We start from the raw sequence: 13,078 nt of genomic DNA, 5'->3' as shown, positions 1-13,078 counted from the left end.
CGGACGGTGCTCGGAATCCTCATGTACCCCCCCTCGTACACTGCGGTTTCTCCGCGCCGTCCGCACCCACCTGGCGACCGCTCGCGACGTTTTGATCGCCACTCCCCGCCCGGCGCCGTTTTTTTCGCTCCTTCCGGAATCGCTCCCATGACCGTGTCTTCCGTTTCCCTCCGCGAACCGATGCGCTGGCGCGCCGTGCTGATGCTGCCGCTGCTGGTGCTCGCTTCCGCGGCGCTTTACTCCTTGCTGGCCACCGTACTGGCGGGTGCGCTGTTCCCCGAGCAGGCCAACGGCAGCCTGCGCACCCACGATGGCCGGGTGGTCGGGCCGGCGCTGGTGGCGCAGCCGTTCGCCGCCACCGGCTACTTCCAGCCGCGTCCGTCCGGCGCCAAGTACGACCCGATGTCGGCGGCCGGCAGCAACCAGGCGCGCAGCAACCCCGACCTGCGCAAGCGCCTGGACGATACCCGCCAGGCGGTCGCTGCGCGCGAAGGCATCGACCCGGCGCAGGTGCCGGACGACCTGGTCACCCAGTCCGGCAGCGGCATGGACCCGGACATCAGCGTCGATGCGGCGCAGATTCAAGTGGCACGCGTCGCCGCCGCGCGCGGCCTGCCGCCGCAGACCGTCGCCGCCCTGGTCGCCGCGCAGACCCAGCCGCGCCAGTTCGGCGTGCTTGGCGCGCCGCGGGTGAATGTGCTGGCGCTGAATTTGGCCTTGGACGCGGCGGGGAATGGGGAAACGGGAATCGGGAATGGGAAGGAGCAAAAGCGGTAAAGCGCACGGCCTGAGGCTGTACGCTTCGCCAATCCCCAATTTCGAATCCCCAATCCCGGCCCTTCGATGCCCGACCCCCGCACCCAACAGGCCGACGCCCTCATCGGCGAACTGCAGCGCGAGCGCGGCGGGCGCCTGACCGTGTTCCTCGGCGCGGCGCCGGGGGTCGGCAAGACCTACGCGATGCTGTCGCGCGCGCGGCAGTTGCAGCAGCAGGGCAGCAACCTGGTGGTCGGCGTGGTCGAGACCCACGGCCGCGCCGAGACCGCGGCGCTGCTGGAAGGCCTCACCGTGCAGCCGCGGCGGCGCCTGGAGTATCGCGGCCGCACCCTCGACGAGATGGACCTGGATGCGCTGCTGGCGCTGCGTCCGCCGCTGGTGCTGGTGGACGAACTGGCCCATCGCAACGCGCCCGGCAGCCGCCACGAGCGGCGTTGGCAGGACGTGCAGGAGTTGCTCGACGCCGGCATCGATGTCTACAGCACGGTCAACATCCAGCACCTGGAAAGCCTCAACGACGTGGTCCACCGCATCACCGGCGTGCGCGTCAGCGAGACCGTGCCCGATGCGATCTTCGACCGCCTGCGCGACATCGTGCTGGTCGACCTGCCGCCGCGCGAACTGATCGAGCGCCTGCAGCAGGGCAAGGTGTACCTGCCCGAGCAGGCCGGGCAGGCGCTGCAGGCGTTCTTCTCGCCGTCGAACCTGGCCGCGCTGCGCGAACTGGCGATGCAGACCGCCGCCGACCGCGTCGACAACGATCTGCGCGACGTGCAGGCCGCGCAGGGCCGCACCAGCGTCGCGCTGCGGCGCACGGTGATGGTGGCGATCGACGGGCGCGGCCAGTCCGACTACCTGGTGCGGGTGGCGCGGCGCCTGGCCGAACGCCGCGGCGCGCCGTGGACGGTGGTCACCGTGCAGACCCAGGCGCAGCCCGACGCCGATTGGCAGCTGGAGATCGACCGCGCCTTCGCCCTGGCGCGTCGGCTCGGCGGCGAGGCCGCGCTGCTGCACGGCGCCAACGTCGCCGACACCTTGCTCGACCATGCCGCGCGCAGCGGCGTGTCCACGCTGGTGCTGGGCCGCACCCGCGAGCGCCCGCTGGCGCGGATGATCAACCGCACGCTGACCCAGCAACTGCTGCAACGCGGCGCGCACTACGAACTGGTGATCATCAGTTCGCCGGAAGCGCGCGCCCGCGCGCGGCGGCGCTGGCGCAGCCCGGGGCATTGGCTGTCGCGCGACGACCTGGTGTTCGCCACGTTCGCCACCCTGGCCGCGGTCGCGGTGGGCTGGCTGGCCGAGCGCTGGGTCGGCATCGACGACCTGTCGATGGTGTTCATCGTCGCGGTGGTGGTGGTGGCGGCGAAGACACGGATGACCGCGGCGGTGCTGGCCGCGCTGCTGAGCTTCCTTGCCTACGATTTCTTCTTCATCGATCCGCGCTACACGCTGCACATCGGCGCGCGCCAGGGCCTGGTCACGGTGCTGCTGTTCCTGGTCGCGGCGCTGGTCGCCGGGCGCCTGGCCTCGCGCCTGCGCATGCAGGTGCTGGCGCTGCGCGCGGCCAACGCGCAGACCACCGCACTGCAGCGGCTGGGCCGCGAGCTGACCAGTGCCGCCGACCTCGGCCAGGTGCTGGAGGCCGGGCGCCGCGCGCTCGCCGGCACGCTCGACGCCGAGGCCTGGCTGCGCCTGCAGCCGCTGGAACGCGCCCACGACGGCGCCGACGACTACGCACCGTCGATGGCCGCTGTGGACCGCAGCGCCGCCGACTGGGCACAGCGCCACGGCCAGGCTACCGGCCGCTTCACCGACACCCTGGCCGGCGCGAGCTGGTGGTTCCTGCCGGTACGCCACGAGCGCGGCGCGATCGGCGTGGTCGGCCTGCGCTTCGGCGCCGGCGTGCAGCGCCCGGGCCTGGAACAGCAGCGCCTGGCCGAGGCGATGGTCGAGGACATCGGCCAGGCCGCGCTGCGCACGCGGCTGGTCGCCGACCTGGAGAGCGCGCGGGTCAGCGGCGAGACCGAGCGGCTGCGCTCGGCCCTGCTGTCTTCGGTCTCGCACGACCTGCGTTCGCCGCTGGCGGCGATGATCGGCGCGGCCAGCAGCCTGTCCAGCTACGGCCAGGCGATGGATGCGGACGATCGCCGCAGCCTGCTCGACACCATCCAGATGGAAGGCGAGCGCCTGGATCGCTACATCCAGAACCTGCTGGACATGACCCGGCTCGGCCACACCGGGCTGACCTTGAACCGCGACTGGATCGGCGTGGACGAGCTGATCGGCTCGGCCGCGCGGCGCCTGCAGCGTTACCAGCCGCAGGTGCGCCTGGACATCGCCCTGGCCGCGGAACTGCCGACGCTGTGGGTGCACCCGGCGCTGGTCGAGCAGGCGATCTTCAACGTGCTGGAGAACGCCGCCAAGTTCTCGCCGGCGGATACGGCGATCCGCGTCGCCGCCGGCATGGTCGACGGCCGCCTGCGCATCGACATCAGCGACCGCGGCCCGGGCATTCCCGAGGACGAGCGGGCGCGCATCTTCGACATGTTCTACAGCGTCGAGCGCGGCGACCGCGGCCGCCACGGCACCGGCCTGGGCCTGACCATCTGCCAGGGCATGATCGGCGCACACGGCGGCAGCGTCGAGGCGCTGCCCGGCCCCGATGGCCGCGGCACCACGATCCGCATTACCCTGCCGCTTATCGAACCCGCCGCGCCGCCGTCCCGCCCCGATGCCGACTGAGTCCCACGCCGATCCGATTCCGCCGCCACGCGTGCTGGTCATCGACGACGAGCCGCAGATCCGCCGTTTCCTCGACATCAGCCTGCGCGCGCAGGGCTACCGCGTGCTGCAGGCGGACAGCGGTGCCGCCGGCCTGGCGCAACTGGCCGCGCACGGCGCCGAACTGGTGGTGCTGGACATCGGCCTGCCCGACCAGGACGGGCACAGCGTGCTGCGCGAACTGCGGCAATGGTCGTCGGTGCCGGTGATCATGCTGACCGTGCGCGCCGGCGAGGACGAGAAGGTGCAGGCGCTGGACGCCGGCGCCAACGACTACGTGACCAAGCCGTTCGGCGTGCAGGAGCTGATGGCGCGCATCCGCGTGCTGCTGCGCATGCAGCCGGTGGCCGGCGAGGCCGAGCCGGTGTTCGACGATGGCCACCTGCACATCCACCTGGGCCTGCGCGAAGTGCGCCTGGACGGCGAGGCGTTGCCGCTCAGCCGCAAGGAGTACGCGCTGCTCGCCCTGCTGCTGCGCCACAGCGGCCGCGTGGTGACGCAGCCGCAACTGCTGCGCGAACTGTGGGGCCCCACCCACCAGGACGACACGCACTACCTGCGCATCCTGGTCGGCAAACTGCGGCAGAAACTCGGCGACAGCGCCGTGGCCCCGCGCTACATCGCCACCGAGCCGGGCGTGGGATTGCGCTTCATCGGCGTGCAGTGCCCGTCCGCGTGATGTGTCGTGGCCGCCTTGCCTGGGTTTCCGTAGGAGCGGCTTCAGCCGCGACCTTGGCCTTGCCGGTGACGCTCGGTCGCGGCTGAAGCCGCTCCTACAGTCGTAACGCGTGCCTTGGGAGGCGGTGAACGCGATAAAACGAAAGAACAGATGACCTTGTGCTCCCATCCCATCGTGCTCAACCCGGACCGCTTCCTGCAGACGGAACATGGTCGTGTGTGGACGCCGGAACGCAACCAAGCCGCCTGGCGGCAAAGCCACGACGCCTTGACGGCGATCCTCGCTGGTCCGTGTGCGCCTGCGGGAGCCTGGACTGTCGTGATCGTATGCGGCCTGCAGGGCGCGGGAAAGACCACATGGATTGCGCGGCAACCGATGCGGCCCTGCACCGCCTATTTCGACGCGGCGTTGCCGGGTGTGCGGCATCGGGCGCCGATCGTCGCCATCGCGAAAGCGGCCGGTGCCAGGATCGAGATCGTGTGGGTCAAGGTCCCGCTGCCTGTTGCGCTCGCGCGGAACCTGCAGCGTGCAGCGGACGAACAGGTTCCGGAAGAGGCGATCCAATCCGTGGCCAAAGTGTTCGAAGCGCCGACGCTTGTCGAAGGCGCCGATCACGTCAGCGTGGTCACGCCTGCCGAATGCGTGTCATGAAGGCCGTATGTGGGGAGGCGGCGTCCGGCAAGGTGCCCATCGCCGCCACGCGCCCGCATCGGTCGTCGGTAGCGATAGCGCATCCTGTGCGCAATGCCATTGCGTGTGCCGCGATCGCCTTGGTCCGTCGTAGGAGCGGCTTCAGCCGCGACCGTGGCCTTGCCGGGGACGCCGGTCGCGGCTGAAGCCGCTCCTACGACGGCATGGCGGCATGGCGACGTTGCAATGGATCCGCACGCGAAAGACGCTGCTGCGAATCCCGAATCCCGAATCCCGAATCCCGGCTCTCAACAGCCGCCAGGCTGGTCATCCCGAATCCCGAATCGATCAAGGCTCCGGCAACACCTTCCCCGGATTGAGGATCCCATCCGGGTCCAGCGCCCGCTTGATCGCGCGCATCGCGTCCAGGGTCGCCGCGTCGAAGGCCTGATCCATGTAGTCGCGCTTGGCCACGCCGATGCCGTGTTCGCCGGACAGCGTGCCTTCCAGCGACAGCACCAGCGAAAACAGCCGCGGCAGGGCGGCATGCGCACGCGCGGTTTCGGCGGCGTCGTCGGGCGCGTACATGATGTTGACGTGCAGATTGCCGTTGCCGGCATGGCCGAAGGCGACGATCGGCAGGTCGAACTCGGCGGCCAGCGCTTCCACGCCGGCGACCAGCTCTGGGATGCGCGATACCGGCACCACCACGTCTTCGTTGATCTTGCCGGGGCGGATCGTGCGCAGCGCCGGCGACAGCGCGCGGCGCGCGGCCCACAGGCGGTCGCGCGCGCTGCCGTCGGCGGCCACGTCCAGCGCCAGCAGGCCGTCGCCTTCGGCCGCCGCGCCCAGCGCCTGCAGCGCGTAGGGCAGGGTGTCGTGGTCGCCGTCGGCCTCGATCAGCAGCATCGCGCCGGCCTCGGGCACGTCGCTGCCGTTGCGGCGCAGCAGCGCGATCGCGCTGCGGTCCATGAATTCCAGCATGGTCGGCGTGCTCGGCTGCGCCATCAGCCGCGACACCGCGGCGGCGGCGGCGGCGGCGTCGCGGTACAGCGCGCGCAGGCCGGCCTGCGCCAGCGGCCGCGGCGACAGCTTCAGCGTCGCTTCCACGATCAGCGCCAGGGTGCCTTCGCTGCCGACCAGCAGGTGGGTCAGGTCGTAGCCGGTGGCGTCCTTGGTGTAGGCGCCACCGCAGCGGATCAGCTCGCCCGTGCCGGTCACTGCGACCAGGCCGAGCACGTTGTCGCGGGTGGCGCCGTACTTCACCGCGCGCGGCCCGCCGGCGTTGGTGGAGAGGTTGCCGCCGACGCTGCAGATTTCCGCGCTGGACGGATCCGGTGGCCAGAACAGGCCGTGCGGCGCCAGCGCCTGCTGCAGGTCGCCGTTGAGCACGCCGGGTTCGACCACGGCGCAGCGGTCGGCCGGGCGCAGCTGCACGATGCGGTTCATGCGCGCGAACGACAGCACCACGCCGCCGCTGAACGGCACCGCGGCGCCGGCGGTGCCTGTACCTGCGCCGCGCGCCACCAGCGGCACGCGGTGCGCGCGGCAGGCGCGCACGATCGCCTGCACCTGCTCGCGGGTCTGCGGCAGCGCCACCGCGTCGGCCAGCGCCCAGCGCCGCGAATCGTCCTCGCCGTAGCTGCGGCGGCTATCGGGATCGGTACGCCAGCCCTCGGCGCCGAGCAGGGCGGAAAGAGTGTCGGTGAGCGCGGTGGGCAAGGCGGTGGTCATGGCGAAGACGGCGACGACGAAGTGGAGGGCGAGGGCGGCTGCAGCAGTTTCCAGGTGCACACCGCCAGCGCCAGCGGCAGCCACACCCAGCGCAGTTCCGACAGCAGCGTGGCCATGCCGCGCGCGCTGAAGAAACCGTTGGCGAACGGCGAGACCCGGATCGGCCGCCACGGCGCGAACCAGCGCTGTTCGCTCCACGGCCAGGCCAGGGCCACGCCGAGGCCGCCGGAGGTCATCGCGTCGAGCAGCGGATGCGAGGCGGTGCAGACGAACATCCAGACGGCCGCCTGCAACGCACCGGCGCGCAGGGGGCGGTGCAGCAGCGCGCCGAGCACGCCCAGTACGGCGGCGAACAGCAGCGAGTGGCTGGCGCCGCGATGGCCGAAGGCGTCGGCGTAGGGGATGTGCAGGGCGAAGCCGAGCACGTCGGCGTCGGGCAGCATCGACGCGACGATGCCGGCGCCGAGCAGGCGCGTGGAAATGCGCCCGCGGTCGGCGGCGGCCCACAGCGCCAGCGGCACCGCGGCGTGGGTGAAGACGCTGGGCATCTCAGCAATCCTCGGCGCGGAACGCGTCGCGCAGCCAGGTCAGCCGCGGCGGATCGCCTTCGGCCTCGACCACGTCGAAGCGGCACGGCCAGTTGGCGTACTGCGGATGCGCGGCCAGGAACAGTTGCGCAGCCAGCAGCAGGCGGCGGCGCTTGCGCAGATCAACCGAGGCCGCGCCGCCGCCGAACGCGGTGCTGCGCCGGTAGCGCACTTCGACGAACACCAGGCTCTGCGCCTGCTGCATCACCAGATCCAGCTCGCCGCCGCGGAAGGCGACGTTGGCGGCGATCAGGCGCAGGCCGGCGCGCTCCAGTTCGGCGCGCGCCGCTGCTTCCACCGCGTTGCCGCGTCGGCGCCGCTCAGTTTCCATCGGGCAGCGGGGTCGGGCGCCCGCCGCTGAAGGTGGACCACGCCGGGGTGCGCACGATGTTGCCGAAGCCGTCCAGGTGCAGCACACCGGTGGCGCCGCGCAGGCCGCTGTCCTTGGCGGTCGCCAGCTTTTCCAGGTAGGCGGTGATCTGCCAGGCGTCGTAGCCGAACGCGAACAGGCGCCCGGCCGGGCCGCGCGCGGTCGGCAGCATGTCGGCCACGCTGGTCGCCGCCGGCAGGCCGCCGACGCCACGTACGTTCCACAGCTCGCTCGGGTAGACGATGCCGTCCAGTACCAGGTCGTCCTCGGGCTTGCCGGTGCCCAGCACCAGCTGCGAGGTCGCCACCCGGGTCTTGCCAGCGAAGCCGGCCAGCGCCAGCTGCGGCGCCAGCGCGCGGGCGGTGTTGCCCTTCACCGCCAGCAGCACCGAGTCGGCGGCGCCGGCGTTGCGCAGTTGCGCGCCGATGTCGCCCGGCGTGTCGGCCACGCTGACGCTGCCGGCGACCTTGCCGCCGCGTTCGCTGAAGCGGTCGCGGAACGCGGCCACCGCGCGGCGGCCGTTGTCGTCGTTGCTGCCGATCACCAGGGTGTTGTGGCGCTCGTGCGCCAGCAGGTACTCGGCGGCGGCGATGCCGTCGTCTTCCGGGGCCAGCGAGAAGCCGGCGCTGCCGCCCGGGGGGGCGTGGGTGCCGCGGTTCAACGCCAGCACCGGCACCGGCAGCGCGTCGCGCCCGAACAGCGCGGTGACCTCGTCGCGGCCGAGCGGGCCGACCACGAAATCGGCGCCGCCGTCGACCGCCTTCTGGTAGGCGGCCAGTGCGCCGGCCGGGGTGCCGGTGGTGTCGATGAAGTCGATCGCAGGACGCCGCCGGGTCTCGCCGTAATAGCCGGCAAGCAGACCGTCGCGCACCGGTGCGGCCGCGGTGGCCAGGCTGCCGCTCAGCGGCAGCAGCACCGCCAGCTTGGCCGGCGGGCGGTAGCCGTCGCGTTCGGCCGGCGGCCGCTTGCTGGTGTCGAAGCCCCACTGCTCGCCGCGGTCGAACGGACGCGGCAGCGCCAGGCCGCGGCTCAGCAATGCGCGGCCGACGAAGTTGTACAGCGGGTCGCCGGCCGGCAGGGCGGCGGCGCGCGCCTGCAGGGTGGCATCGTTGAGCGTGGCCAGCTGGCGCACGATGGCGCGCTGGTTGTCGCTGCGCGCCTGGCCGCTGAGGCCGTTGTCGGCGCGCGCGCGTTCGTCCAATGCCGCGGTGGCGTCGCCGGTGCCTTCCAGCGCCTGTGCGCGGGCCAGATGCCAGCGCGCGCGCAGGTTCTGCGGCACCGCCTGCGGATCGCTGCCCAGCGCCTGCAGCGCCTTGGCCGGCTGGCGGTCGGCCAGGGCCAGTTCGGCCTCGACCAGCGCCACCCGCACCTTGCTCAGCGGCGGCAACTGCCGCGGCTGCACCTGCGCCAGCAGGCTGCGCGCGCGGGCGGCGTCGCCGGCCTCGTACCAGGCGAAGGCGGCGTCGCCCAGCAACTGGTTGCGCTCGCTGCCGGCGGCGCCGGCGGCCTGCGCCTCGAGCTGCTGCGCCGCGTCCCGCGGCTTGCCCTGGTCCAGCAGCGCCAGCGCTGCCGATTGGGCCGGCGAGGCGCTCGGCGTCACGCTGGAGGTGGCGCAGCCGGCGATGAGCAACGCCAGCAGCGACAGGGCGGAAATCCTTGCGAATCGCTTGTTCATTTCTGGTCCATTCGGCTGGGCACGCCGGGCGCGCCGGGGAAAACCGCTACGATTCTACCCTTGACCATGGAAAGCCCGTCGATGAGCGCCCAGCCCGGAACCCTGCATGTCGTCGCCACGCCGATCGGCAACCTCGCCGACCTGACGCCGCGTGCCCAGGAGACGTTGCGCTCGGTGGCGGCGATCTGCGCCGAGGACACCCGCCGCAGCGGCCAGTTGCTGGCCCACTTCGGCATCGAGCGGCCGCTGCTGGCGCTGCACGAACACAACGAGGAGGCGCTGTCCCAGCGCATCGTCGCGCGCCTGCTGGAGGGCCAGTCGCTGGCCCTTGTCAGCGACGCCGGCACCCCGCTGGTCAGCGACCCCGGCTACCGCCTGGTGCGCGCCGCGCGCGCGGCCGGGGTGCGGGTCAGCCCGGTGCCCGGCGCCTGCGCGGCGATCGCCGCGCTCAGCGTGGCCGGCCTGCCCAGCGACCGATTCGCCTTCGAAGGCTTCCTGCCGGCCAAGGCCTCGGCGCGCCGCGAGCGCCTGCTGCGGCTGGCCGGCGAGCCGCGCACCCTGGTGTTCTACGAAGCCTCGCACCGCATCGCCGAGTCCCTGGCCGACTGCCGCGCCGCCTTCGGCGACGCCCGCCCGGCAGTGATGGCGCGCGAGCTGACCAAGTTGTTCGAGACCGTGCTCGACGGCACCCTGGCCGACCTGCACGCCCGGGTCGAGGCCGACGACAACCAGCGCAAGGGCGAGTTCGTGCTGATGGTGCAGGGCGCCGGCGACGACGCCGACGCGCAGCTGGCCGAAGGCCGCCGCGTCTACGCCAAGCTCAGCGAACACCTGCCGCCGTCCACCGCCGCCAAGCTGGCCGCCGAACTGACCGGTGCGCCGCGCAAGGCGTTGTACGGCGGTGGCTAGCAAGGCGGCACGCCAGAAGGCAAGAGAGTTGGCATGGCTGGACCTAGCCAGGGTGGTCATGCCGGAGGAGATCCCCAAGGGCGTTGTGGAACAACCGGATCCGCCTGCGCCCGATCTTGTGATCCGCAGCAGCAACACGAGCGTTGGTATCGAGGTCACTCAGCTTTTCCAGCGCGACGATCCGGCGTCGCGGTTGCCTGCTCGTGAGATAGAGGCTGCTCAACGCAACATTCTTGCCGAGGCGAGAATGTTGTATGAGGAAACATACGGCCACCGCTTGTTTGTGAATGCCTCGTTCGACGGTACGCCGCCCGCAAAAAAACCGGCGGTTCGCGAACTTGTGGCGCTTGTGGAGAGGCATCGCACTGATTCAGGGGCGATGTTCCAGGTTCTCGCGCTGGATGCCCGAGCGCGGCAACTCCTTCCCCAGTGGCTTCAAGGACTCACGATATGTGCTCAGGAGCCCGATGAGCCCGGGCGCTGGATTGGTGGTTCCGTGTGGCGCACACCAAGTTTGACGCAGGATCTGCTGCAAGCCGCTGTCTTAAGAAAGAACAAAAACATTGAGGGTTACTTGGAGTGCTGTGACCAAGTGTGGCTTCTGGTCATTTGCGACCTCTGGCCAATGGCAGCAAGTTTGGCTGTGCCGCGAAACGCGCATGAATGGCAGTTGGAAAGCCGCTTTGCGCGGGTACTGCTGGTGTCCCGAGAGGGAGATGGCGTCCGCTTCTAATGGGGAAACATGCGACAATGCGCGCGGCGGAGTCGGCCAGACAGTCGCGTCATCCCCTCGCATTTCGGTGCGGTGGGATGCCGAGGAAAGTCCGGGCTCCATAGGGCAAGGTGCCAGGTAACGCCTGGGCGGCGCGAGCCGACGGACTAGTGCAACAGAAAGATACCGCCTACGTCTGCGCAAGCAGGCCGGTAAGGGTGAAATGGTGCGGTAAGAGCGCACCGCGAGTCCGGTAACGGACCGGCACGGCAAACCCCACCTGGAGCAAGACCAAATAGGGACCTCATGGCGCGGCCCGCGTCGGGTCCGGGTAGGTTGCTTGAGCGTACCGGTGACGGTGCGCCTAGAAGAATGACTGTCCACGACAGAACCCGGCTTATCGGCCGGCTCCGCCACTTTTCTTCTATGTATATGCGCGCTCTGGCGCTCGCTCACTTGTCCCGCTCGCCTGTCAGGCGTTGATGCTGGCGGCGTCATGGATCCCGGCTTGCCGCCGTTGCCGATTCTGTTCGCTTCGCCGCCGTCGCTGCCCTGTTGTGGGAGGGACTTCAGTCCCGACTGCACGCACCCGACGTGCCAGCACAGGTCCGCCACGCCATCGTCGCTGGGGGGTGATGGCTGAGCGCAGGCGTTACTGCCTCCCGGTGTCCGCCACTTGGTCCCGGTTCTCCAGCCGCGTCTCCCCCAGGAACACCCCATCCGGGCCGAAGCGGCGCTCGTGGATCCAGCCGTAGCCGGCGGCGTCCACCGCGACGATGGTGCTGGCGCGGGTGCCGTAGTCATGGCCGCGGATGAAGGCCGGCGACAGCCGCCGTTCCAGTTCCGGGCCGACCCCGGTGTCGGGCAGGTCGGCCGGGTCGGCCAGGGTCTCGTCGGCCAGCGCCCGCCACAGCGGCGCCAGGTCGTCGTCGCCGGCGGCGATCCAGGCGGTCACGGCAGTGCGCAGGCGCAGGGTCTTCGGCCAGGGTGCGTCCAGCGCGCCGTTGGACATCCCATGCACGCCGGGCGCCAGGGCGCTGCGCCCGGGCGGGTGGTTGCCGACGTAGGCGGCGCCGGCGGCATCGGCCAGCAGCAGGTTGAACGGCGGAAAAGCGTCGGCGCGCGCGGCCAGCGCGCCGGCGAAGGCCGCGGCCGGCTCGGCGCCGGTCAGGTAGTCGGCGATCAGGGCGCCGCGCGAGGCGCCGGACATCGACGCCAGCGGGTCGCGCACGTTGGTGACCACGGCGCAGCGGCCGGCGTCGTCCAGCCCCACCCAGGTGCCGCCGGAGCGCAGGTCGCGCCCGGCCAGCAGGCGCTGCGCCGGGGCCGGCCAGCGCTGCAGCGGCGCGGTCGGGCGGGCGTGGAACTCGTCGCGGTTGCCGACCAGCAGCAAGCGCCATCGCGGGTGCGCAGCGTGCGCGAGAACGACCAGACACATGCGCCGCAGTGTGCGCGCTTGCGCAACGAGGCGCGAGCCCACGCGTCATGTCGACGGTCGGTGACGACCGCCTTAACGCCCCGTACACAGGCCTGAATTTCCGTTCAATCTCAAAATTTGAGACGAAACAGTAACTTGTGGATAAGCTTTGAACAAGTCTCTAAAGATCGTTGCAAACCATTGATCCCGCTAGCGATTTGCCGCTCGCAAAGTTGTTGACAACCCGTTGCGCGCTGCTAAGGTGGGCACTTGAGGGGAAACCGGGTTTTTTGTGGTTTTTCGTGGTTCAATGACCGCCCAGGCGGATTCGGAAAGGTGCAGGCGTCGTGTTTCAGGGCGAGACCGCAATCACTGTGGACGACAAGGGGCGTATGGCGGTTCCCACCGCGTACCGCGACCTCGTCGCGCGCGTGAGCGGCAATCGGCTAGTGCTGACCTACAACCCGTTCGAGGCCGGCTGCCTGTGGCTGTATGCGGAGAAGGAGTGGGAGCGGGTCCGTGACGACGTCATGGCCAAGCCCAACACCCAGCGCGTGGTGCGGGTCCTGCAGCAGAAGCTGGTGGGTTCGTCGGCGGCGCTGGAGCTGGATGGCAATGCCCGCATCACCATTCCGCCGAGCCATCGCGCCGCGGTGGGCATTGAAAAGCGCGCCGTGCTGTTGGGCATGGGCGACAAGTTCGAACTGTGGAGCGAGCAGGCTCATCGCGCACTGATCCAGCAGACGTTGTCTGACGAGGATCTGGGCGATGGATTGCTCGATCTGAAGTTGTGAGTCGGGGTGT

At 70.7% G+C, this 13,078-nt stretch carries 12 protein-coding genes and 2 other RNA genes; 9 read left to right on the top strand and 5 right to left on the bottom strand.

Annotated features, from left to right (window positions below; all coding sequences use genetic code 11):
- Positions 1-21: 21 nt before the first annotated feature.
- The 5 genes from ACP93_RS21110 (at position 22) to ACP93_RS09940 (ending at position 4,891) form a co-directional block, all read left to right on the top strand.
- Positions 22-100: non-coding RNA, sX9 sRNA (locus tag ACP93_RS21110), on the top strand.
- Between the two features lie 80 nt (positions 101-180).
- Positions 181-777 carry a potassium-transporting ATPase subunit KdpC gene (gene kdpC, locus ACP93_RS09955; protein ID WP_228135996.1) on the top strand — a complete coding sequence of 199 codons (597 nt, stop codon included), beginning with the start codon at positions 181-183 and terminating at the stop codon, positions 775-777.
- 66 nt (positions 778-843) lie between these two features.
- Entirely contained in the window at positions 844-3,522 is a 2,679-nt protein-coding gene (locus ACP93_RS09950; RefSeq protein ID WP_048490530.1) for a sensor histidine kinase, read from the top strand.
- Positions 3,512-4,240: a response regulator gene (locus ACP93_RS09945; RefSeq protein ID WP_048490529.1), complete on the top strand. Its 729-nt coding sequence runs from the start codon at positions 3,512-3,514 to the stop codon at positions 4,238-4,240. Before ACP93_RS09950 ends, ACP93_RS09945 begins: the two co-directional genes overlap by 11 nt.
- Positions 4,241-4,390: 150 nt before the next feature.
- A complete protein-coding gene (locus ACP93_RS09940) occupies positions 4,391-4,891 on the top strand; it encodes an AAA family ATPase (protein WP_048490528.1) in 501 nt (166 codons plus the stop codon).
- Between the two features lie 327 nt (positions 4,892-5,218).
- On the opposite strand, the gene ACP93_RS09935 is transcribed toward ACP93_RS09940, so the two are convergent.
- From ACP93_RS09935 to ACP93_RS09920, 4 genes are read right to left on the bottom strand one after another with little or no spacing between them, the layout of a single operon-like run.
- Positions 5,219-6,604 (bottom strand): FAD-binding oxidoreductase, encoded by a 1,386-nt coding sequence (locus tag ACP93_RS09935; RefSeq protein WP_048490527.1) that lies wholly within the window; start codon positions 6,602-6,604, stop codon positions 5,219-5,221.
- A complete protein-coding gene (locus tag ACP93_RS09930; RefSeq protein ID WP_048490526.1) occupies positions 6,601-7,152 on the bottom strand; it encodes a metal-dependent hydrolase in 552 nt (183 codons plus the stop codon). The genes ACP93_RS09935 and ACP93_RS09930 overlap by 4 nt, the downstream gene beginning before the upstream one ends.
- Position 7,153: 1 nt before the next feature.
- Positions 7,154-7,522 carry a YraN family protein gene (locus ACP93_RS09925; protein WP_017914048.1) on the bottom strand — a complete coding sequence of 123 codons (369 nt, stop codon included), beginning with the start codon at positions 7,520-7,522 and terminating at the stop codon, positions 7,154-7,156.
- Positions 7,512-9,236: a penicillin-binding protein activator gene (locus ACP93_RS09920; RefSeq protein WP_048490525.1), complete on the bottom strand. Its 1,725-nt coding sequence runs from the start codon at positions 9,234-9,236 to the stop codon at positions 7,512-7,514. Before ACP93_RS09920 ends, ACP93_RS09925 begins: the two co-directional genes overlap by 11 nt.
- An 81-nt stretch (positions 9,237-9,317) precedes the next feature.
- Between ACP93_RS09920 and rsmI the strand changes: the two genes are divergently transcribed.
- The 3 genes from rsmI to rnpB all read left to right on the top strand — a co-directional run bounded on the left by rsmI (position 9,318) and on the right by rnpB (position 11,273).
- Complete coding sequence (gene rsmI / locus ACP93_RS09915) at positions 9,318-10,145, top strand: 16S rRNA (cytidine(1402)-2'-O)-methyltransferase (protein WP_048490524.1); 828 nt, start codon at positions 9,318-9,320, stop codon at positions 10,143-10,145.
- A 58-nt stretch (positions 10,146-10,203) separates the two neighbouring features.
- Positions 10,204-10,878 (top strand): hypothetical protein, encoded by a 675-nt coding sequence (locus tag ACP93_RS21720; protein WP_131721603.1) that lies wholly within the window; start codon positions 10,204-10,206, stop codon positions 10,876-10,878.
- Positions 10,879-10,906: 28 nt separating this feature from the next.
- Positions 10,907-11,273, top strand: an RNA gene (gene rnpB / locus ACP93_RS20825) — RNase P RNA component class A.
- A 236-nt stretch (positions 11,274-11,509) separates the two neighbouring features.
- On the opposite strand, the gene ACP93_RS09910 is transcribed toward rnpB, so the two are convergent.
- Positions 11,510-12,295 (bottom strand): NRDE family protein, encoded by a 786-nt coding sequence (locus tag ACP93_RS09910; RefSeq protein WP_048490523.1) that lies wholly within the window; start codon positions 12,293-12,295, stop codon positions 11,510-11,512.
- A 326-nt stretch (positions 12,296-12,621) separates the two neighbouring features.
- Between ACP93_RS09910 and ACP93_RS09905 the strand changes: the two genes are divergently transcribed.
- Positions 12,622-13,068 (top strand): division/cell wall cluster transcriptional repressor MraZ, encoded by a 447-nt coding sequence (locus tag ACP93_RS09905; RefSeq protein ID WP_048490522.1) that lies wholly within the window; start codon positions 12,622-12,624, stop codon positions 13,066-13,068.
- The last annotated feature ends 10 nt before the right edge of the window (positions 13,069-13,078 follow it).

The sequence above is a fragment of the Xanthomonas sp. NCPPB 1128 genome (assembly GCF_001043115.1).
Lineage (GTDB): Bacteria > Pseudomonadota > Gammaproteobacteria > Xanthomonadales > Xanthomonadaceae > Xanthomonas_A.
Note: the sequence above shows the minus strand (reverse complement) of the source record. Positions and strands in the feature narration are given on the sequence as shown.